The 20,750-nt window shown below is 37.8% G+C and carries 22 protein-coding genes; 7 read left to right on the forward strand and 15 right to left on the reverse strand.

Translation table 11 applies throughout. The features are described 5' to 3' along the window. Positions 1–70: 70 nt before the first annotated feature. Positions 71–2,368 (reverse strand): RNA polymerase recycling motor HelD, encoded by a 2,298-nt coding sequence (gene helD / locus IV86_RS05520; protein ID WP_011673057.1) that lies wholly within the window; start codon positions 2,366–2,368, stop codon positions 71–73. A gap of 140 nt (positions 2,369–2,508) precedes the next feature. On the opposite strand from helD, the gene IV86_RS05525 reads away from it, so the two are divergent. The 3 genes from IV86_RS05525 to IV86_RS05535 are packed head-to-tail and all read left to right on the forward strand — an operon-like array spanning position 2,509 to position 5,509. Next, positions 2,509–3,177 (forward strand): histidine phosphatase family protein, encoded by a 669-nt coding sequence (locus IV86_RS05525; protein ID WP_023440024.1) that lies wholly within the window; start codon positions 2,509–2,511, stop codon positions 3,175–3,177. A gap of 24 nt (positions 3,178–3,201) precedes the next feature. Further along, complete coding sequence (locus IV86_RS05530) at positions 3,202–4,833, forward strand: APC family permease (RefSeq protein ID WP_002832844.1); 1,632 nt, start codon at positions 3,202–3,204, stop codon at positions 4,831–4,833. Positions 4,834–4,840: 7 nt separating this feature from the next. Beyond that, positions 4,841–5,509, forward strand: a complete 669-nt coding sequence (locus IV86_RS05535; RefSeq protein ID WP_002832843.1) for a histidine phosphatase family protein — start codon at positions 4,841–4,843, stop codon at positions 5,507–5,509. A 41-nt stretch (positions 5,510–5,550) separates the two neighbouring features. On the opposite strand, the gene IV86_RS05540 is transcribed toward IV86_RS05535, so the two are convergent. The 5 genes from IV86_RS05540 to IV86_RS05560 all read right to left on the reverse strand — a co-directional run bounded on the left by IV86_RS05540 (position 5,551) and on the right by IV86_RS05560 (position 11,270). Continuing rightward, entirely contained in the window at positions 5,551–6,501 is a 951-nt protein-coding gene (locus tag IV86_RS05540) for an ABC transporter ATP-binding protein (RefSeq protein WP_029257747.1), read from the reverse strand. A 9-nt stretch (positions 6,502–6,510) separates the two neighbouring features. Continuing rightward, on the reverse strand, positions 6,511–7,584 hold the full coding sequence (locus IV86_RS05545) for an ABC transporter ATP-binding protein (RefSeq protein WP_002832841.1): 1,074 nt from the start codon (positions 7,582–7,584) through the stop codon (positions 6,511–6,513). A 14-nt stretch (positions 7,585–7,598) separates the two neighbouring features. Then, the gene (locus tag IV86_RS05550; RefSeq protein WP_002832840.1) at positions 7,599–8,624 is read right to left on the reverse strand and encodes an ABC transporter permease; all 1,026 of its coding nucleotides are present in this window, start codon (positions 8,622–8,624) and stop codon (positions 7,599–7,601) included. Between the two features lie 4 nt (positions 8,625–8,628). Then, positions 8,629–9,558: an oligopeptide ABC transporter permease gene (gene opp3b, locus IV86_RS05555; protein WP_011673054.1), complete on the reverse strand. Its 930-nt coding sequence runs from the start codon at positions 9,556–9,558 to the stop codon at positions 8,629–8,631. Between the two features lie 89 nt (positions 9,559–9,647). After that, a complete protein-coding gene (locus IV86_RS05560) occupies positions 9,648–11,270 on the reverse strand; it encodes a peptide ABC transporter substrate-binding protein (protein WP_002832838.1) in 1,623 nt (540 codons plus the stop codon). A gap of 214 nt (positions 11,271–11,484) precedes the next feature. On the opposite strand from IV86_RS05560, the gene hflX reads away from it, so the two are divergent. The 3 genes from hflX to IV86_RS05575 all read left to right on the forward strand — a co-directional run bounded on the left by hflX (position 11,485) and on the right by IV86_RS05575 (position 14,144). Further along, positions 11,485–12,747, forward strand: a complete 1,263-nt coding sequence (hflX, locus tag IV86_RS05565) for a GTPase HflX (RefSeq protein WP_011673053.1) — start codon at positions 11,485–11,487, stop codon at positions 12,745–12,747. Positions 12,748–12,847: 100 nt separating this feature from the next. Further along, the gene (locus IV86_RS05570) at positions 12,848–13,561 is read left to right on the forward strand and encodes a MerR family transcriptional regulator (protein ID WP_011673052.1); all 714 of its coding nucleotides are present in this window, start codon (positions 12,848–12,850) and stop codon (positions 13,559–13,561) included. A gap of 25 nt (positions 13,562–13,586) precedes the next feature. Further along, positions 13,587–14,144 carry a GNAT family N-acetyltransferase gene (locus tag IV86_RS05575; protein ID WP_056979424.1) on the forward strand — a complete coding sequence of 186 codons (558 nt, stop codon included), beginning with the start codon at positions 13,587–13,589 and terminating at the stop codon, positions 14,142–14,144. A 63-nt stretch (positions 14,145–14,207) separates the two neighbouring features. Here IV86_RS05575 and IV86_RS05580 read toward each other — a convergent pair whose 3' ends face one another. The 8 genes from IV86_RS05580 to IV86_RS05615 form a co-directional block, all read right to left on the reverse strand. Continuing rightward, a complete protein-coding gene (locus IV86_RS05580; RefSeq protein ID WP_002832834.1) occupies positions 14,208–14,864 on the reverse strand; it encodes an amino acid ABC transporter permease in 657 nt (218 codons plus the stop codon). After that, on the reverse strand, positions 14,864–15,514 hold the full coding sequence (locus IV86_RS05585) for an amino acid ABC transporter permease (protein ID WP_002832833.1): 651 nt from the start codon (positions 15,512–15,514) through the stop codon (positions 14,864–14,866). Before IV86_RS05585 ends, IV86_RS05580 begins: the two co-directional genes overlap by 1 nt. Then, positions 15,511–16,347: a transporter substrate-binding domain-containing protein gene (locus IV86_RS05590; RefSeq protein WP_011673050.1), complete on the reverse strand. Its 837-nt coding sequence runs from the start codon at positions 16,345–16,347 to the stop codon at positions 15,511–15,513. Before IV86_RS05590 ends, IV86_RS05585 begins: the two co-directional genes overlap by 4 nt. An 11-nt stretch (positions 16,348–16,358) precedes the next feature. After that, the gene (locus IV86_RS05595; RefSeq protein WP_011673049.1) at positions 16,359–17,099 is read right to left on the reverse strand and encodes an amino acid ABC transporter ATP-binding protein; all 741 of its coding nucleotides are present in this window, start codon (positions 17,097–17,099) and stop codon (positions 16,359–16,361) included. A 152-nt stretch (positions 17,100–17,251) separates the two neighbouring features. Then, positions 17,252–18,106 carry a DUF6681 family protein gene (locus tag IV86_RS05600; protein WP_011673048.1) on the reverse strand — a complete coding sequence of 285 codons (855 nt, stop codon included), beginning with the start codon at positions 18,104–18,106 and terminating at the stop codon, positions 17,252–17,254. An 11-nt stretch (positions 18,107–18,117) separates the two neighbouring features. Beyond that, positions 18,118–18,624, reverse strand: a complete 507-nt coding sequence (locus IV86_RS05605; protein ID WP_011673047.1) for a hypothetical protein — start codon at positions 18,622–18,624, stop codon at positions 18,118–18,120. 94 nt (positions 18,625–18,718) lie between these two features. Further along, on the reverse strand, positions 18,719–19,168 hold the full coding sequence (locus tag IV86_RS05610; RefSeq protein ID WP_002832827.1) for a Fur family transcriptional regulator: 450 nt from the start codon (positions 19,166–19,168) through the stop codon (positions 18,719–18,721). Positions 19,169–19,215: 47 nt separating this feature from the next. Then, positions 19,216–19,797: an AAA family ATPase gene (locus tag IV86_RS05615; RefSeq protein WP_011673046.1), complete on the reverse strand. Its 582-nt coding sequence runs from the start codon at positions 19,795–19,797 to the stop codon at positions 19,216–19,218. 126 nt (positions 19,798–19,923) lie between these two features. Here IV86_RS05615 and IV86_RS08795 point away from each other — a divergent pair, with 126 nt between their 5' ends. Continuing rightward, complete coding sequence (locus IV86_RS08795) at positions 19,924–20,100, forward strand: hypothetical protein (protein ID WP_002832825.1); 177 nt, start codon at positions 19,924–19,926, stop codon at positions 20,098–20,100. A 102-nt stretch (positions 20,101–20,202) separates the two neighbouring features. On the opposite strand, the gene IV86_RS05620 is transcribed toward IV86_RS08795, so the two are convergent. Continuing rightward, positions 20,203–20,625 (reverse strand): bis(5'-nucleosyl)-tetraphosphatase, encoded by a 423-nt coding sequence (locus IV86_RS05620; protein ID WP_002832824.1) that lies wholly within the window; start codon positions 20,623–20,625, stop codon positions 20,203–20,205. Positions 20,626–20,750 lie beyond the last annotated feature (125 nt).

Raw genomic sequence — 20,750 nt, forward strand, 5'->3', positions numbered from 1 at the left:
CAAAATATAATAAAAAGAGCTTAATAAAAAAGTATCTTATTTTAAGCTCTTTGTGTTGTATTTTAAGTTATTAAGCTTTTTTAATATATAAATTTTCAGGAATCTTAGTAATTAACGGACTAAGATCATTCTCAGCAACGATTAAGAGTCGATGCATTGCCCGTGAACAAATTGTATATAATAACTGTTCATCCCGATTAGTTTGATAAATCTTCGCTGAGGTATTCCACACGATTACTGAATCAAATTCCAATCCCTTGGCTAAGAAAGATGGAACAACGATGGTACCTTCCACCAAACGCTGATTTTCAGTTCGGATTAGCGTTACTTGCTCGCCAGCTGCTTTTAATTCATCCGCGATTTGTTCACATTCAGCATAGCTCCGCCCAATAATGGCGCTAGTCTCATGATCTTGGCGATCGCGATGAAGCTGTTCGATCACCGCCTCAACCATTCCTTGATGACTACTATTAATTGAAACCGTTGGTAATTCACCCGCACGATTAAAGGATTCAATTGCTTCACCTTTAACCAAGATTTCCTTAGTAAAGTCTGTAATTTGTTGTGTTGAACGATATGACTTAGATAGTTGAACTACTTCCGTCTTTTCTGGATCAAACATTGTTGATAACTCTGCTAATAAAGTATCACTAGTTTCATTGGCGTAAATTGATTGATTTAAATCTCCTAAAAGTGTGAATTTTGCTCGAGGAAAATTGAACCGAATATAAGCTAGTTGGAAAGCATTATAATCTTGGATTTCATCAATAAATGCATAACGCATGGAACGATCACCTTTTTTACCCGTAATTAAATCATACAAGTATAAATAAGCGGTTGTATCTACCATGGTTAATTGATGCTCCTTAAGCCCGTTCACCACTTTATCCACATGGTTATCCCATTCTGCTTCTGTTACCCCAACTTTCTTTAAATCGTACCATTTGGGGAACGAACGTAGCATTTGGACATATTGGGCATTAATACTTAAGAAGCGATTACGCATAATCGCATTTCGAACCGGTTTAAGTTCTTTCATTACGATTTGACGAGCAAGGAATTTAAATTCTTCATCATTATCCTTAAATTCACGGGGCTCGTTTTTAAATAGGTTGTGTAATTCTTCTTGGCTAAGGTTTTGGACCGCTTCTTCCACCCACTTAGTTCTCAATTCACTACCTACTTTTTGGTTCAATTGGCGGATCAAGGCTTCCCGAGTTCCTTCAATTCGGTTACCCAAATTATAGGTAGTATTAAATGAATAGTAGATGTCTTTAATTTTTTCCTTAGTAGCAAACGGTTGACCTTGGAACATGATATTGCGGAATCGCATACCTGCCGTCCCAAGATATTTCGCATATTTAGTAGTAGCTTTGAAAAATTGCAAGCTTCCTTTGAATTGTTCGATTTTACGTTCCGCATCCGTGAGCTTCTTATCAAAACGTTGTTGCAAGTTTTCAACGTCGATGTTTGGAATCCGTCGTCTAGTAAATTGATAATAGGTCATCTGAATCATGTTTTGTTCGCCCAGTTCGGGTAAAACTTGATCAACATAATCATTAAACAATTGATTAGGTGAAAACATGATGACTTGTCCAGCATTTAAATTACCGCGGTAACGGTAAAGCAAGAAAGCGACCCGCTGTAAAATCGCAGCGGTCTTTCCCGATCCAGCTGCACCTTGAACGAATAGTAAATCGGCTGCGGTATTTCGAATAATTTTATTCTGTTCTCTTTGGATGGTTGAAACAATACTTTTCATCTTAACATCGGATTGAGAACCCAACGCGTTTAGTAGCATTTGATCTCCGATAGTTTCGTCCGTATCATAAACTGAAATCAATTTACCATCTTCAATAGTAAATTGCCGTTTTAACTTCAAGTCTACCGTTTGCGTGCCATCTGGCGTTGCATATTCCACATCGCCCATTTTTCCGTCATAGTAAACACTGGAAATGGGAGCCCGCCAATCATAAATCAAAAAATGATCGGCCGTGTCCGAAAATGAAGCTAAACCAATATAGATGGTTTCATCCTTCTTTTCACCTTTTTCGTGAAAATCAATTCGTGCAAAATAGGGCCGCTTTTTCATTTCTTTAAACGTGGTTAAACGTTTATTAGCGTGTTGCCAACTATTTTCGCGTTCAGATAATAATTGCTGTTGTTGACGGATTGAAATTGCAGTATCCATCATACCAGAATAACTGGAAGTGTTAATTCGAACATCGTTGTAAAAATTCTTATCAATCGCACTACGATCTTTTTCGGCATTATCGGCGTCGTTTTCTGCTTTGGCAATTGCAGTATCCACCTTATCTAAAACTTCATCTAAATGTCTATTTTCGTATTCAAAAATTCCCTCTGCCAATGTGAATCACCTCTCAGTTTTGTTAGACATAAATTTTACTCCTTTTTATGCGTTTTCACAAAGATTTAGCTAATTTGGTACACGGGATATATGATAGAATGATTTAGGTTTTACAAAAAATAAGTGAGGAAAGGATTTTTATGAAAAAATTAAAACTATATTTTGTTCGTCACGGACAAACTATTTTCAACAAATATAACCGAATGCAAGGTTGGTCAGACTCCCCGTTAACCGAAAAGGGCTATGCTGATGCACATCGGGCCGGAGCTCGTTTGAAAAACATTGCGTTTGATGCGGCTTATGCCTCCGATACTACCCGCGCAATGAATACCGCCAACGCCATTATGGCTGAAAATGCGCATGAACAATTACCAATCGAAACTATGCCAGAATTCCGCGAAGAATTCTACGGCTATTACGAAGGTAGTGATTCTGCCCAAGCTTGGTTCGAAGCTTTAATGCCAGTTTCAGGTAAACGAACTTTCCATGAATTTTTGGAAGAAAACCCGATTGCTGCTTCAAAAGATGCGATGAAAGCAGCCGACCCTTTCCATGATGCGGAAAATGATGCAGAATTCTGGGATCGTCTCAATCGTGGCTTTGCCCAATTGATGGAAACCCATAACGATGGAGACACCATTTTAGTGGTCAGTCATGGAACTACAATTCGTTCAATGGCAGGAAAAGCTGATCCAACACTAGATATTACTTGGGGTCCTCAAAATGGTAGTATTAATCGTTTTACTTTAGACGAAGATGGCCTTCATCTCGATGAATACAACAATCATGGAGACGAAGAGCTTTTGTAAACAAATTTTAGGAGAGATAAAAGAATGGATAATTCACCTTTAGATTCAAAAAAAAGGTATATTAGTTGGCCTGTAGTAGCCTTAATGGACTTTGTAACGGTTATTGGGTTCGACGATTTAATTTATAATTTTCACAATCAAGGTTTAGCAATTGTTTCAACTTGGATTTTAATGATTTTACTTTTTGTTTGGCCCTATGAAATGATGGTTGGACAATTAGGTGGAACTTTCAACGAAGATGGGGGTGGTTTAGCATCCTGGATTCGTTCTACCAATGGAGATTTAGCCGGATACATCGTGGCTTTCTTCTACTGGATTGCTGGTTTACCATACGTAGTCGATGTTGCTAATTCGGTAGTTGTATCAATTAGTTGGTTAGTCAAAGGCAATGGTGATTTACAAAAATACATGCCAACCATCATGTTTGCTATTTTTACTGCCGTCGTCTTCTTAGTATTTATTTGGTTCCAACACTTCTTCAAAAACCGTTCACTTGAAATTCTAAGTACCATTGGTGGCGGTGCGATGTTCGTGATGACCATCCTATTTGTAATTATGACCGTAGTGGCTTTAATGCACGGTCGTCATATTGCGACTCAACCATTTAATTTAAAAGCATTTATTCCTAAGATTGATGGTCATTTCTTATCAACATTTGGTTTGTTAATCTTTGCTATCAACGGCGCTGAACTAGCCGCACCATACGTTAAAGAAATGAAAGATGGAAAACGCGATTTTCCTAAAGCTATGATGATGCTCCTCTTGATGACCGTCTTCTTAACCGTCTTTGGATCATTCTCATTAGCAGTGTTCTTCAATGCCCATCATTTACCATATGATTTGAAGATGAATGGCTCTTACTATGCTTTCCAAGCACTGGGTGATGAATTCGGAATTGGAAATACATTCATGTACATCTTCGCTGTCAGTCAAGCAGTTTATATGTTTGCTCAATTGGCCGTAATTTTAGATGCAAGTACCCGAATCTTCCTTTCAGATGTAGCTATGAAGTATCTTCCTAAATCACTAGGTAAGTTAAACAGTGATGGATTACCAATTAATGGTTACTGGTTAACTACTGGAATTGTTTCACTAGTGCTTTTCCTTAGTAACTGGCTCCCAAGTATTAATGATATGTTTAACTGGTTACTTAATATTAATGGGATTGTTTCCCCATTCGTTACTAGTTTTGTTTTCTTTGCCTTTATGCGAATTCGGCAAAATAGTAAGGATTTTCCATCACAATATGTTTTCATCAAAAATGATATTGTAGCTTGGTTAGTTGGAGCTTGGTGTTTCGTTATTACCATCGTCTTCTCGTTCTTAGGAATTCGTCCTACTGACGCAACTCCTGGTACTAACTTATACGATAAAGAACTTGCACTTAATATTATTATTCCAATTATTTTTATTGCACTCTCAGCGCTACTACCATTTATGGCTTGGGTAGAACGGAATGAATTAAAGAAAGTTTCTCGTTCTTCTTACCCATTTGCGATTGTCACCTTTGCCATCGGTGCTTACTTCACCATTAAAGGTGGGTACAATGCCCAAATTTGGTCAGGCGTCTTTGCTTGGGGAATCGTAGTCGTTATTACAATTGCTGTTTATGCACTGTTCTTTAATATCTTTAAAAAAGCATTTAAGAAAGCATAGGAGTTACATGAAAACCGTCAATTATTATTTCGTCCGCCATGGACAAACTTTATTTAATCGTTATCGTCATCTTCAAGGTTGGTCAGACTCACCACTAACTGAAAAAGGCGTTGCAGATGCTAAGCATGCTGGTGATTTGCTTACTGATGTTAACTTTGCAAATATCTATTGCTCAGATACTACCCGAGCGATTAAGACTGCTCGTTACATCAATGCCCAAAACCAACATCCTAAAAATGAAAAAGAAATTGAGATGATTTCAGCTTTTCGCGAACAATTTTTTGGTTACTTCGAAGGAGCTAACTCAGTCGAAACAGAGTTTAAATTGTATCAACAACACTCCACGGTTGAACCAACCTTAAATGCTATGACGGCTATGCATGGTATCAAGGTCGCTATTGATATCTGGAAGGACGTTGATCCTTTTCATGATGCTGAAAGCTATGATGAAATTGTCACTCGGCTAAAGCAAGGATTGGATTATACCTTTAAAAAAGCTCAAGATGGCGATCATCTGCTGGTGGTCTCCCATGGAACCTTGATTCGCATTTTAACATCCATGTTTAACGATCAAATCGATGTTTCTCACAGTCCTCGTAACGGAAGTGTTACGGAACTTCAGTTAACTGAAAATAGTGGACAAATTAAATACTTTGGTAAAACTACTAAAATATAAAAAAGAGGCTTGACGTAAAAACGTCAAGCTTCTTTTTATACTCACTTTATTTTGTAAGCTTCTGCTCGTTGGCGATATTCTTCAATCTCATCATCGGCTGCTTTAACAAAATGATTAGGTGTAATTTCAACCATGCGTCGTTCTTTATCATCAAATTCGCGGGCTGCATCATATGGAACCTGACGCCGGTTGCGTTCAAACTCTGGATCAGGTTCTGGAACAGCTGAAACTAAACTAGCTGTGTAGGCATGCAAAGGATGATTATAAACTTCCTCTGCTGGACCAATTTCTAGCATCTTACCATAATGCATAACTCCAATTCGATCACTGATATACTTTACCATGGATAAATCATGGGCAATAAATAGGTAAGTCAGTCCCTTTTCTTCTTGCAACTTTTTCATTAGATTAACTACTTGAGCTTGGATGGAAACATCCAAAGCAGAAATCGGCTCATCCGCAATGATGAATTTAGGTTGCACCGCTAACGCACGGGCAATCCCAATCCGCTGACGTTGCCCACCAGAAAATTCATTTGGATAACGGCTGGAATGGTCTTTATTTAGCCCCACCGTTTCCAACAATTCTTCCACTTGTTCAGAACGATCCTGTTTATTTTTAGCCAAATGATGGATATCAATCCCTTCAGCAATAATATCTTTGATCTTCATTCGTGGATTCAAAGAAGCGTACGGATCTTGGAAGATCATCTGCATTTCGCGTCGAAATTCCATAATGTCTGACCGCTTCTTAATTGAAGCAATATCTCTTCCTTCAAAATTCACGTTACCAGAAGTTGGATCTTGAAGTCGAATAATAGCTCGTCCGGTAGTCGTTTTTCCTGAACCAGACTCGCCCACTAACCCAAAAGTTTCACCTTCGTAGATATCAAAGGAAACGTCATCAACGGCATGGACTTCGTCTTTTTTACCGACATTAAAATACTGTTTTAAATGTTTTACTTCTAAAATCTTTTTTGTTGTGTCCACTATGGTTTCCTCCTATTCCCCAACGCGAAGGTCGGCTGAATCGATTTGAAACGTATCTTGATAAATCTTCCAACGCCGTTGAATTTCTGCTGGTGGTTCCACTGCGGGTGCATCTGGATGTAATAACCAAGTTGCTGCATAATGCGATGGGCTAACCTTAAAGAATGGTGGTTCAAGTTCCTCGTCAATCTTCATCGCATAAGGATTACGGGCAGCAAAAGCATCCCCAACTGGTGGATCCAATAAATCTGGCGGAGTACCAGGAATAGGTTCTAATTCTCCCTTAGCTGTATCCAAAGTAGGCATGGAGTTCAAGAGTCCCCAAGTATATGGATGCTGTGGGTTATAAAAGATTTCATCCACTGATCCATATTCCACAATCTTTCCGGCATACATTACTGCTACTCGATCAGCCATGCTGGCTACGACGCCTAGATCATGGGTAATAAAAATAATTGAAGTCGAAATCTTGGCTTGCAATTCTTTCATTAAATCTAAGATCTGAGCTTGAATAGTCACATCCAAAGCCGTAGTTGGTTCGTCAGCAATCAAAATTTCTGGATTACAAATTAATGCAATCGCAATTACGATTCGTTGGCGCATCCCCCCTGAGAATTGATGCGGGTAATCATTAATTCGTTTTTCTGCGTCTTTAATGCCCACTAACTTGAGCATTTCAAGTGCTCTTTTTTGCGCCTTTTCTTTACTAATCTTCTGGTGAATCATTAATGGCTCGGCAACTTGTCGTCCAATCTTCATCGTTGGATCTAATGACGTCATTGGATCTTGGAAGATTTCAGCAATATTTTTACCACGAACGTCTTGCAATTCTCGATCATTCATCTTTAAAATATTTTTGCCGTGTAGCTCAACGGTTCCCCCAATAACTTCCGCATTATTAGCTAACAATCCCATAATCGTTTTAGTAGTTACCGTTTTTCCAGAACCGGATTCTCCCACGATGGCCAAGGTTTCTCCCTGATGTAAATCAAAACTAACGTCTCGGATTGCTTTAACCGTTCCAGCATAGGTATGGAAATCAATCGCTAAATTTTTTACTTCAAGTACTTTTTTATTTGAACTCATTAATCAATTTCCTCCTATCTACGGGCTGTCCGTGGATCAAAAGCGTCACGGAGTCCATCAGCTAAAATATTAAATGCAATCATGATAATGGCCAAAACAATTGCCGGATACCACATTTGGAATGGTAAGAACTGGAAATTACGTTGCCCATCATTAATCAACGTTCCTAGTGATGCAGTAGGAGCTTGAATACCAATTCCGATATAACTCAAGAAGGCTTCGAAGAAAATTGCCGTTGGAATGGTAAACATAGTTTGAATAATGATGACACTGGATAGGTTAGGCAACAAATGCTTAACCGAGATTTTCCATGGCGATTCACCTAGCGACTGGGCAGCTAGAATGTACTCTTGATTTTTCAAACTTAGAGTCTGGGCTCGAGTTAGTCGTGCCATTGTAGTCCATTCGTTAATCGCAATCGCTAATACAATCGGTAAAATCCCACCATTTTTGAAAACCAATAGTAACAGAACCATAATTACAATATTAGGAACGGAAGACATAATTTCGATAATTCGCTGCATGAAAATATCGATTTTTCCACCTTTCCAGGCCGAGAAGATCCCGTACCCTACCCCAATTAGTAAATCAATGATGGTTGCGAAAACCCCAATCAATAGAGAAATCATCGTCCCATGTAAGATTCGCTGTGCTAAGCTACGTCCTAAATAATCTGTTCCAAGGTAGAAATACTTATCTGAAGGAACTTTATTAGCTTTATAAGCATCAATTCGTTCCCCACCTTGCACAATTGTTCCATTAAAGCCGTTAATGTTAACTCCTGGAACCTTAGCCGGTAAGTTAGCATAATCGGGATTAGAATTATTGGGATGTGGAGCAGTGATGGGTGATGTGAATGCAAAAATCGCAACGATAATTAAAATCCACATACTGATAAAGGCTGCTTTATTTTCCTTTAAACGCCGCCAAGCGTCTTGCAAAAACGTTCTCGACGGGGCAGTAATTTTTTCATCATCTAAACGTTCACCCTTACTAACAGGTTGAAAGGCATCTTTAGGTAAGTTCACTTTTTCTTCCATTACATTACTCCCCCTTTCCAGTAATTCTAATTCGTGGATCAATCAATCCATAGATGATATCTGTTAATAATAGAACTAAACATAATAGACCAGAGTACAACATGGTTACACCCATAATAGTTGGATAGTCGTTAGTTAAGATTGACTTAACGAATTGTTCCCCAATTCCTGGAATTGAGAAAATATTTTCCACAACCATTGAACCAGTCATAATAGCGACGGCTAATGGACCCACTACGGTAACTAATGGAATCAAACTATTACGCAAAGCATGATGGAAAACTATTCCCATTTTGCTCATCCCTTTCGCTCTAGCAAGTTCAATATAGTCACTTCCTAAGACATCTACCATTTCGGTTCTCACAAAACGAGAAGTGGTTGCAAAGGGATTAGCTGCCAAAGCAATTGATGGAAGGACTGTACTGGCAAACCCACCCCATCCGGCTACTGGAAGCCATTGTAATTTAAGTCCGATGTAGTATTGGAGCACAATCGCCAAAACAAAACTTGGTACAGAAAGTCCTAAAATCGAAATAATATTAGCAGTTCCATCAACCCAAGTATTTTTGCGAATGGCACTAATTGATCCAGTAATGGTTCCAAAAACCACACCTAGAATCATTCCCTGAATCCCGATGGTTGCAGAAGGTCCAATTCGACTACCAATTAAGTAAGAAACCTCTTGATTACTAAACTGGAATGAAGTTCCGAAATCTCCATGCACTGCGTTAATCATGTAGCTCAAGTATTGTTGCCACACCGGCTTATTAAGCCCATATTGTTCATAAATAATCTGAATTTGCGCTTTTGTTAACTTTGCTTGATTATTCAATGGTGTACCAGGCATTAACTTCATTAAAAAGAACGTAATGCTGGCAATCAAGAACAGGGTCAGTAGCAAGTAAAAAACACGTCTTGCAAGATATCTTGCCATAAATCTCCCTCACAATCTCTGGTCCAATATGCACAAAGGGTAAGAGCAATGTATCACTCTCACCCAATGTAATTTGTTCCCATTTTTAATTATTTGATATATGCCTGCTTGTAATCAAAGTTCAATCCAGCCGAGTTATACACAATACCCTTAAGGTTGGTTTTACGCAACATTGATTGTCCTTGTTGATAAAGTGGAGCAACTGCTTGATCCTTCAATAGGATTTGTTCCGCCTTCAACATATCATCCCAACGTTTTTCAGTATTACCAGCGTCAGTAGTATTCGCAGCCTCAATCAACTTATCGTATTCCTTATTAGCCCATTTACCGTTATTTTGTGAGTTATCAGACGTAAATAGTTGAAGGAATGAGATTGGATCTGAGAAATCAGCGCTCCATGCTGTAATAACTGCATCGAATTTACCATCGACCGAGTTTGCTAAACGGTTCTTAAATGGCACGTTACTTAACGAAACTTTCACATTAGGTATCTTTTCAAATGCTGATTGTAAGAATTCAGTTGACTGCTTAGCAGCGGTAGTATCATCACTAAGAAGTTGGAAGTTCAATGAACGCATACCTTCTTCTTTAAGACCTTCAGCCATCAACTTTTTAGCTTCTTTCAAATTGTATTCCGAAGCTGATTTAACATCGACTTCAGAAGCAAAGTCCTTGCCATTCTTTTCATCCTTAGCCAACTTAGCCGGCGTTACTCCCGTTGCAACCGTTGATCCATCACCTTTAATCTTATCAACAAATTGTTGACGATTAATAGCTAACGAAAGAGCCTTACGGATTTTAGCATTCTTAAAGTACTTGTCCTTCTTTTGGTTATATTCAATGTAGAAAGTTGAAGCATTTAAGTACTTAACGTAGTCTTTATTATTCTTGTATTGTTTAACCTGTTCACTAGATAAGGTCATTTGATCAAGCTTATTACTATTATACATGTTCAGAGCCGTTCCAGTGTCTTTAACCACTTTCCAGTTCAAAGTATCCATCTTGACATTTTTCTTATCCCAATAAGTCTTGTTCTTAACGAGCTTCCAGCTTAAGTTAGAACCTGTCCAACCTTCCATTCGATATGGACCGTTATAAACTGTTGTTTTAGCCGAAGTACCATACTTATCACCGTACTTTTTAACGGCCTTCTCATTTTGAGGGAAGAAGGTTGGCATTCCCATCAGGAGTTTAAAGTAAGAAATCGGACGATCAAGGGTCACCGTCAACTTATACTTGCCATCAGCCTTAATTCCCAATGATTTATAGTTCGCTTTACCACTAGCAATTTTATCGGCATTTTTAACACCCGAGAAGATATATGCGTATTGGGAAGCTGTTTTCGGATTTACCGTTCTTTGCCAACCATATACGAAGTCTTTTGCAGTTACCTCATCGCCATTACTCCACTTAACCCCTTTTCGTAGAGTAAATGTGTAAGTTTTGTGATCATCTGAAACTTTAGTTTTTGTAGCAATCGCATTTTCAACTTTATTGTTCTTACCAATTCGATATAGTCCTTCTTCTGTACTACCTAATTGGGTAAAACCAACCACATCTGTAACCTTAGATTGATCCATTGTTGCTAATTCAGCAGACTCTTGAATGTTTGCTGTTTTTTTACTATTTGAATTGCTCGAACCACATGCTGCCAAAACAAACGTTGAAGCTAATGCAACTGAGCCGAGCTTTACAACTGTTTTTAGTTTCATCTCACACACTCCCTATATTTTCAACCAATTATCTTTTACTATGAAAATGAGTATATATTAAAATTATATTAAAATCAATATTAAACTCTAATTATTTTAACTATTCTCTAATCCAAAGCACCATGTTATCTCATAAACGTTAATTACATGTAACTAATCAGCTTCCATGATATAATTATCTAAACGTTTTCAAACTTTGGAGGCCATTTATTTTATGAATGAGAAAATACTAATAGCGGGACTCGAACTCCCCAATATGAACCTGGATTATGCCATGGATGAATTAAGGTCGCTAGCCATGGCCAACAATATGGACGTGGTTGATCAAGTGACTCAAAAATTAGAGCGTCCTAATGCCGCCACTTACTTTGGTAAAGGTAAAGTTGAGGATCTGGTTCAAATTGCAACGGCCTTAGAGGTGGATACCATTGTTTTAAACGATGAACTTTCTCCCAGCCAGTTAACTAATCTTGAAAAAGAAACTAATCTACATTTTATTGACCGTACAGGATTAATTCTAGAAATCTTTGCTAATCGAGCTCACTCTCGTGAAGCTAAACTTCAAGTTGAATTAGCTAAACTTCAATACCAACTACCTCGATTACGTACTAGTTCCACCCAACGCTTGGATCAGCAAACTGCTGGTAATACAGGAGGCGGCTTCACCAACCGTGGTTCCGGTGAAACTAAACTGGAGTTAAACCGACGGACAATCCGTAATAAAATTAATCATATTAATAAAGAACTAAAGGAAATGACAACCTCTTCTGACATTCAACGTAAGCAACGCGATAAGAAAGACATTCCAAGTGTTGCATTGGTCGGTTACACCAATACTGGTAAATCAACTACCATGAACGGGTTAGTTCGTATGTATGGTCGCAATGAAGACAAACAAGTTTTTGAAAAAGACATGCTCTTCGCTACTTTGGATACGAGCGTGCGTAAGTTAACGTTCCCCGATCAAAAAGAATTAGTTTTGAGTGATACCGTCGGGTTCGTTAGCCATTTGCCTCATCAATTAGTCAAAGCTTTCCGTTCGACTTTGGCGGAAGCTGCTAAAGCTGATTTACTAGTTCAAATTGTTGATATTTCTGACCCCCACTATCGTGAAATGATGCAAACTACAGAAGATACCTTAAACGAAATCGGTGTAACCGATATTCCTATGATTTACGCCTTTAATAAAGCCGATTTAGCTGGAGTTAGTTATCCCACTCTAGATGGCAATGAATTAACTTATTCAGCTAAACAACTTCAATCACTAGAAATGGTTACCGCTTTAATTAAAAAACAAGTCTTCAAAAATTATGTTGAAGCTAAGTTCTTAATTCCTTTTAACGAGGGACAGGTGGTCGATTTTCTTAACGGCAACGCTGATGTAAAAAAGACCGATTATACCGAAGAAGGAACCGAAATTACCGCAGAATTAAAAGAAAAAGATTATCAACGCCTTGCTCGTTATGTAATCCAATAATTAAAGTAAAAACAGACGCTCAATTATGGACGTCTGTTTTTTTACTCCTCTTGACCTTCGGGTTACCCTAAGGTTTATACTCTATGAATGAGGTGATGGCATGCCAGAAAAATTAGTAACTATCTCAACCTTAGCACGTTTGTTAAAAACAACAAATCATACTATTCGTTATTATGAAGATGAGGGCTTATTTAAGCCCGCTGAAATTGCACCAAATGGCTATCGAAAATACGGTATGTCACAAGCATACCAACTATCCTTTATTCTTTTTTTAAGACAATTGGATTTTTCAGTGGCATCTATAAAGCAAATCTTGCAAACCAACCCATCCGTAACGGATTTACTGTTAGCTAAAAAAATAGCCATTCAGACCGAACGGCATCGGTTGGAGCAGCTAGAGAAAATATTAGATGATCAGTTAAATATCCATCAAAATTCAGCGAGTCCTACCCTAAAAGTTGCAACACCATTTTATCTTCAATCGGTCAAACGCTTACCCATCGATTATGATTTTGGAATAACCGAAATTATGGATGGGAATTGGAATCCTGACTTTATATTGCGCAAATTGTATTACGTAATTACTCCTGACTACTACGATATTTGCATAGTATCAACTAAACCTACGTCTCAAAAAATAGCACCTGGTGAGTATCAACTAACTCCCATTAAAGCTTCCAGTGCAGAATCATTTGACCAGCAAGTTGCACCATACTTAAAAAATCAAAAAAGAATTATTGCTTTAGAAGATCGCCGAGGATTTTTAACAGCCAATAGTAATCTAGTAATTCATCTTCTCATCCAAAAGACATAAAAATTATAGGAGGAAAAGAAAAACAATGCCGATTTCAACCAAAAGACTTTATTTACGTCCTTTTACACCAGATGATGCTCCCAGCATCTATCAATATGCTAAAAATCCTAAAATTGGACCCATTGCTGGCTGGCCCGTCCATACCAGCGTCGCTAATAGCCGACAACTGATTGAACAATATTTGATGCAAGCTACTATTTATGCCGTAACTCTAAGGGACAATCCCGACGAGGCAATTGGTAGCGTCGGGCTAGAAATAGTTAATAAAGGTGGTGGGAAATCTTTCATGGGAGCTAATGATGCCGAAATTGGTTATTGGATTGGAGAGCCATTCTGGGGTCAAGGGCTAATCCCAGAAGCTGCAGCAGCGGTCATCAAGGATGGCTTCACCACGTTAGGATTATCTAACATTTGGTGTGGTTACTATGATGGCAATCACCAATCTAAGCGAGTTCAAATGAAACTAGGTTTCAAACCTGAACTAACCATCGATGAAATGTATAACCCGATCTTAGACGACATCCGCAAAGAACACTTCACAAAACTTAAGCGAACTGAGTGGCTCCGTCAAAATGATCAGTAAACACAATGTTAAAAAATAGGACGAGTAACCTTAGATGAGGTTACTCGTCCTATTTGTATAATTTTATGATGCAATTCTTTTTTCCAAGTAACGCGAAAATAGTGATAACGCATAACAAACAATAAAGTACATTACAGCCAATGCAACGAACATTGGGATGATGTAATTAGTATTTTGTCCATAAATGATTTGCGCATGATACATCAATTCTGGCAGCATAATAATCGTTGCTAATGAAGTATCCTTAATCAAAGAAATAAATTGACTAACTAATGCCGGAATCATTCGTACTTGAGCTTGCGGCAAAATAATGTAACGCATTGCTTGCCAGTACGTTAACCCGTTAGCTCGAGCACCTTCCATTTGCCCTTTAGAAATTGACTCGATTCCTCCACGAATAATTTCAGCTAGCATCGCCGATTCAAAAACGGTTAGAGCTAGGATAGATGAAGGAATAATTTCAATTCTCAAACCTAAGTTAGGTAAACCGAAATAAACAAAGAAGAAAATTAAAATCAACGGTAAATTACGGATCAAATCAATGATGAAACCCACAATCGCTGAAAAATACTTTATTCTCATATACCGAATAAATCCTAATATTCCACCTAGAATATAACTTAGGATAATTGAGATAACCGAAACTTCAACGGTTATCCAAAGCCCCTTTAATAAAAACATTAAATTTACTGCTGAGTAAGCATCCATAAATGATTTCATCATGCAGCACCTCGATTCGTCCGTTTTTCAAGATAACGCATATAGTAACTGAGTGGCATAGTTATAATTAAGTACATAACTCCCACTACTAAATACGAATTAATCGTATCAAAGGAAGTAGAAGCAATATCATTTCCTACATACATCAAGTCAAAGCCGGCTACGAAAGCAAGTACTGATGAATTCTTAACCAAATTAATAAATTGGTTACCTAGAGGTGGAATCACAATCTTAAAGGCTTGAGGTAACACGATGTAACGCATTGCTTGCCAATAAGTCATTCCGTTTGAGCGAGCTGCTTCCATTTGCCCACCACTAACTGATTGAATTCCCGCTCGGACGGTTTCAGCAATAAAGGCTGATGTATAAATGGTTAATCCAATCGTTCCAGCAACAAATCCATTAATCGAAGCGACATATTGAGGAATTACGATGTAGAAAAACATCGTTACTACTAGTAACGGAATGTTTCTTACCACTTCTACATAGATTCTACCGATGGTGTGTAATACTTTACTTGGTAAAACTTCAAAAATCGCAAACATTGATCCGATGATCAAACTAAAGAATAGTGCAATCACACTACAAAGGACGGTTTGTCCCAGTCCACTTAGAAGTTCTGAGCCATGACTAGCAATTATATTAATCATCTTTCAACCTCCTTGTAGTCAAATCCAGCGATATTTCCAAACCATTTTTCGACTAGTTTGTTGTACTCGCCACTTTCTTCCAATTCTTTCAAGGCTTGGTTGAGATGCTTTTTCAACTGACCTTGTCCTTTATTAATTGCAATCCCATAAGGTTCTTTAGTAAAGGCTTTTCCAACAACTTGATAATTAGGATTGTCGACCGCCATCCCAAATAAAATACCATTATCAGTCGTTAACGCTGCTCCTTGACCAGATTTTAAAGCGGTCAAAGCCTGAGCATAATCTTGAAGCTGAATTACCTGCGCCTTAGGAGCAAACTTTTTAATATTCTCGACGGAATTAGATCCAACCACCCCGATTACTTTAGTTCCGGGCTTATTCAAATCTTTAACGCTCTTAATGGAGCTACCTTTTTTAACTAAAAGCGATTGACCAGCATCAAAGTATGAATTTGAAAAATCGACAACTTTTTCACGTTCTTTCGTGATTGTCATCGTAGCAATAATTGCATCTAAATTACCGTTTTTCAGTAAAGGTATCCGAGTTTGACTCGTAACTTGGATAAAGTTGGCTTTGGCCTTTTTTCCGAGCATTTGCTTGGTTAACGCTTTGGCAATATCGATATCAAATCCCTTAATTTGTGAATCTTTAACATCCATCAAACCAAACAGTTTAGTATCGGCTTTAACACCCCAAGTGATGGAATCCGTCTTTTGGGCTTGATCCCAAGCATCTATATTTTTTACTTCACCCTTCGCACCACAACTACTTAACAACACTAAACTTGCCATGAGGGTGAAAATGAGGGCGACACTTTTCAGTATTTTTCGCATATTCTCCCCTCCTAATGTTTAATAATTTTACTTAAGAATTGGCGTGCTCGTTCATTACTTGGTTGTCCATCAAAGAATTCCTTAGCTTGATCGTCTTCTAGAATTTGTCCTTCGTCCATGAAAATAACGCGGTCCCCTACTTCGCGGGCAAAGCCCATCTCATGGGTTACCACAACCATGGTCATCGAAGAATCTTTAGCAATCTTTTTCATTACATTTAAAACATCGTCAATCATTTCTGGATCCAAAGCTGATGTTGGTTCATCAAATAAAATACACTTTGGATGCATAGCCAAACTCCGAGCTATTGCAATTCGTTGCTTTTGACCACCAGAAAGCATCGATGGCATACTTTCTGCCTTATCTGCTAGCCCAACTAAGTCTAACAATTCCATGGCAACTTTTTTATTTTCATCATCCTTCCGTCCTAGAACTACACGAGGAGCTAACATGATATTTTCAAGCACACTTTTATTGTTGTATAAATTAAAATGTTGGAAAACCATGCCTACTTCACGACGAATCTTATTCATATTGGTCTTCTTGCTAGCCAAATCAAACCCGTTAACTACCAGTTGTCCGCTATTAATACTTTCCAATCCGTTAATAGTTCGGATTAAAGTACTTTTACCAGAACCAGATGGTCCAATCAAAACTACTGTCTCACCCTTTTCAATCGTTAAGTTGATATCTGTCAGGGCGTGGAACTTCCCATAGTACTTTTCAACATTATGAAATTCGATCATTGACATAATAAATCCCTCCAGCTGCGCCCATCGGTTATTTAAACGAATCCTTATACAACCTATAAGCTCCCATTTTTTCTATACCTATTTAAAATATAAGCGACAAAAAAAGGACTGTCAAAGCATATCGCTTGAACAGTCCTTAATTATTTTATACTTTAAACCTCATGAAGCGAGGTATTACGGCGTTTATAGGCAATATTCACTTTTATAAAAAAATTTTCATTTTCAGTGATAATCCCTGAGCGTCCTATCATTTTCTTCTCACCGCCACTTAATAATACATCCGCCAAGTAAAGGTGATTTTCTTGTTTAGCAGCTTCGAAACTAGCTGCCCCAACTTTGGTAATTACGCCAACTGGTAACTCTTCCATCTGATTTAATCCAGCATAAATGGTAGGCTGCCCATTAATCATTTTTATGTCAGCAAATGGGAATTGAATGCCTTCGTCCCCAATAGCGTAAACTTCCGTTTGTCCTGGTTGTAATTGTTCCTTAATCTGTTCATCACTTCGTCCACCGTAATCCTCAAAAAGGATTCCAGCATTTTTCATCAACATCGCAATTTGTTCAATATTTCGCTTTTGTTCGCCCGTGGATTCGACCTGTGCAGGTAGTAGCATCCGTTGGTCAAACATCCCTGCTGGTGAACTGCTAGCTTGACGACTTTGGCGTTCCACTTGGGCTAAGCGCCGTCTAAATTCTTCTTTTTCTCGAATTTCTTCCGGAGCACCACCCACATATTTCTCCAAGATAGGAGAAATATCAAAAGGTGCTTTCTTAGTCGTGAAGAAGTAGTAAATATTCATAATTGAAAAATACAAGAACACTAAAAAGATTGCTAATAGCAATAATCCTCTAAGATAGCGTCCATTTTGTAAGAAACGAATACCAATATATAGTAAATACCAATTTCCGACGAATGCCATGACCGTGTAAACTTGATTCTTTAGTTTACTCTTAACATTGATCATTCCCATATAATGGCTCGCTAATGTAAGAAATGAAATCACGTTAATTCCCCCTATTGTGTGCTAGTCGCCGAGCTACCTGATGCAGCTTGGGCATTCTGAGTTGTGGTACCTGCCGAACTTTGTGCTGCACTAGATGCTTGATTTGTATCCGTGTCAGCATCACTAGATGCATTATTAGTAGTATCGTCATTATTATTTTCATTTGTATTTGTGCTAGTTTTACCACTGCTTGCCGTAGCATCTGATGAGCTTTCCGCATCACTTTGTGAGTCTTCGGTGCTATTTGAATCCATTGTCTCATCTTCTTTGGAACTACTTGTTTCATCATCTTTAGAGCTACTATCTTCATCCATGGAACTTTTACTTGATTTATCATCAGATGAATTTTTATCGTCTAAATTACTACTACTTTCATTATTCATTACTTTTGAAGAACGCACGGGCGCTCCTTCAGAAGTGTTGGTCGCCTTATTAACGATTACGTTTGTAGCACTTAAAGCAATGACCATGGTAACAATCGCAATTGGTGTTAAAAAAGGTGGTGTCCTATATGCCATTTCTCTTTCCCTCCGTCTTTAAAAAAAGCATATCAAAAATATTTAGCTTTTATTTCAAATATTGATTAAGTTTGCAATAACTTAAAAAAATCATCTACTTTTCACCCATTAATTGCTTACAATCTGCGCATAACCCATATAACTCAAAATGATGTCCCGTAATCTCAGCCCCTGGCAATTGCTCACTAAAGAAGCTTAGAGGGCACATTTGGAGTTCCCGTACTTTGCCACAGTTATTACAAATAAAATGGTGATGATGAGTGTGCCGTTCATTACAATCTAACTTTACTTCGGTTTTACCATCATTTTCATTTTGATTTTCTTCAACAATCCCAATTTCAGAAAATTCCTTAATGTTTCGATAAATTGTATTGTAGCTCATTTTAGGATACTCTTGGCGCATTAACTGATCTAACTCCGTCAATTCCATGTAGCGGTCCTCATGGATAGCTAGAATATTGAGTAAGCTCTGGCGTTGTTTAGTTAATTTATAGTTATTAGCTTTTAAAATTTTTACCGCAATTTCTTTACTAGTTTTGTTCAAAAATCTGCACCTCTAAATAGTAATCATTACGTTTTACCCTACCATAATTAACCTTCATTTGGTATCTTTTTGGTTGCTTCTTTAACTCTTTGATAAAATTGATCAATTTTTTGTTTGGTGTGCTCCCAATCATCGTTATTAATGACCGTCGCCCGCCCTTGAAGCTCTTCTGGCAACTGCATGTCGCGTCGATATTCGGGACTGTCAATTCTTTTTTGGATTGCCTCTAAGCTATCACCACGTTTTAACAATCGATCCTTCAAAGTTTTTTCTTCGTTTACCCGTAAAAATAAGATTTCCACCTGTGCCCCTAACTCTTTAAGGTAAGTTATTGCTCCAGCTGTGTCTAATACAATACTAGCAATTGAATTTTTTGACCAAGCACGTCGAAGGCCCTCATACGAAGAACCATATCGATAGTAAGAATACTGCACCTGTTCTAAGTAATGGTTATCATCAAATGTCTCGTCTGTTTCAAAGTAATAATCGATTCCTGATTGCTCATTTTTTCTTTTTGGTCTCGTAGTGTGGGTAATTACCTTAATCACTCCATATTTTTGGTAAAGGTAATCGGCAATCGTCGTTTTTCCCGATCCAGTTGGTCCAGCAATCACAATAACTTTATCCATTTTTAACTCCTCAATTCAAAATAGTTGCATTTTTTCCAAAAATATTGTAAATTAAAGTATCCTAACAAATGAAAGCGCTTTTCAAAGCTTTCTAAAATACACTTTAAGGATAGGAGGTTTATCATTATGCAATTCAAAAAATATAGCTCAGCATGGTATAGTATCGCTCTTGATACAGAAAAGCAGGTATTTATCGCTAATGATAAAGCCCAACCAGAGTTTCATGCAACTGGCGTAACCATTGAAGAGGCTGTTCGCAATCTTCAAAGCCTAGAAGATAATTCATTCAGCAAGCTAGCATAATTTAAACTCTATAATAAGCTTTATCAAATGAGGATAAGAGGGCTGTGACACTTAAATGTGTCGCAGCCCTTTTTCTGTACTTATTTACAATTTTTATTTTACCTATACGCTTGGTTTTATGCTCGCAATGAAATGATCAGCCTTATCTAAGGCTTGTTTCAAGTTTAAATACGATAATTTTTCACGCGCCGTAATGTAATCGAACCATCCAGCTGAACTAATTTCCGCTTCTTGTAACCGTAATGTCGTATCTAAAGGAACTTCAGCACTAAATAATGTAACCTTTTTTAGGTTTTTACCAACCTGGTAACTTAATACCTCGAAAAAATTATCGTTAACTTTCGTGATAATACCTGTCTCTTCGCGAATTTCACGTTGAGCTGCTTCAATCACAGACTCTTTATCTTCGACATGACCCTTGGGGAAACCCCAAAAACCACTCGTTGCACTTTCTAAAAGCAAGTAATACGGCTGATTGTTACGTAACTGATACACTACTGCTCCACCATCAAGTTCTAACGCCATCTTAAAACCTCCACATTATCTTCCATATAAATTATACCAGTCCCGTTCTTTTAATTTAATCAAATTTACATTTTTAATAAAAGAAATCCGATTGACGTAGTGAAACTGATTCAGTATTATTAGAA

Origin of the sequence: Pediococcus pentosaceus, assembly GCF_001437285.1 — a bacterium.
Lineage (GTDB): Bacteria > Bacillota > Bacilli > Lactobacillales > Lactobacillaceae > Pediococcus > Pediococcus pentosaceus.

Excerpts from the sequence above, each read along its gene's own strand:
- IV86_RS05550 (WP_002832840.1), bottom strand. The coding sequence starts at position 8,624 with ATGGAAGAAAAAGTGAACTTACCTAAAGATGCCTTTCAACCTGTTAGT.
- opp3b (WP_011673054.1), bottom strand. The coding sequence starts at position 9,558 with ATGGCAAGATATCTTGCAAGACGTGTTTTTTACTTGCTACTGACCCTG.
- IV86_RS05580 (WP_002832834.1), bottom strand. The coding sequence starts at position 14,864 with ATGAAATCATTTATGGATGCTTACTCAGCAGTAAATTTAATGTTTTTA.
- IV86_RS05585 (WP_002832833.1), bottom strand. The coding sequence starts at position 15,514 with ATGATTAATATAATTGCTAGTCATGGCTCAGAACTTCTAAGTGGACTG.
- IV86_RS05590 (WP_011673050.1), bottom strand. The coding sequence starts at position 16,347 with ATGCGAAAAATACTGAAAAGTGTCGCCCTCATTTTCACCCTCATGGCA.
- IV86_RS05545 (WP_002832841.1), bottom strand. The coding sequence starts at position 7,584 with ATGAGTTCAAATAAAAAAGTACTTGAAGTAAAAAATTTAGCGATTGAT.
- IV86_RS08795 (WP_002832825.1), top strand. The coding sequence starts at position 19,924 with ATGCAATTCAAAAAATATAGCTCAGCATGGTATAGTATCGCTCTTGAT.
- hflX (WP_011673053.1), top strand. The coding sequence starts at position 11,485 with ATGAATGAGAAAATACTAATAGCGGGACTCGAACTCCCCAATATGAAC.
- IV86_RS05605 (WP_011673047.1), bottom strand. The coding sequence starts at position 18,624 with ATGGCATATAGGACACCACCTTTTTTAACACCAATTGCGATTGTTACC.
- IV86_RS05525 (WP_023440024.1), top strand. The coding sequence starts at position 2,509 with ATGAAAAAATTAAAACTATATTTTGTTCGTCACGGACAAACTATTTTC.
- IV86_RS05595 (WP_011673049.1), bottom strand. The coding sequence starts at position 17,099 with ATGTCAATGATCGAATTTCATAATGTTGAAAAGTACTATGGGAAGTTC.
- IV86_RS05570 (WP_011673052.1), top strand. The coding sequence starts at position 12,848 with ATGCCAGAAAAATTAGTAACTATCTCAACCTTAGCACGTTTGTTAAAA.
- IV86_RS05535 (WP_002832843.1), top strand. The coding sequence starts at position 4,841 with ATGAAAACCGTCAATTATTATTTCGTCCGCCATGGACAAACTTTATTT.
- IV86_RS05615 (WP_011673046.1), bottom strand. The coding sequence starts at position 19,797 with ATGGATAAAGTTATTGTGATTGCTGGACCAACTGGATCGGGAAAAACG.
- IV86_RS05620 (WP_002832824.1), bottom strand. The coding sequence starts at position 20,625 with ATGGCGTTAGAACTTGATGGTGGAGCAGTAGTGTATCAGTTACGTAAC.
- IV86_RS05560 (WP_002832838.1), bottom strand. The coding sequence starts at position 11,270 with ATGAAACTAAAAACAGTTGTAAAGCTCGGCTCAGTTGCATTAGCTTCA.
- IV86_RS05575 (WP_056979424.1), top strand. The coding sequence starts at position 13,587 with ATGCCGATTTCAACCAAAAGACTTTATTTACGTCCTTTTACACCAGAT.
- IV86_RS05530 (WP_002832844.1), top strand. The coding sequence starts at position 3,202 with ATGGATAATTCACCTTTAGATTCAAAAAAAAGGTATATTAGTTGGCCT.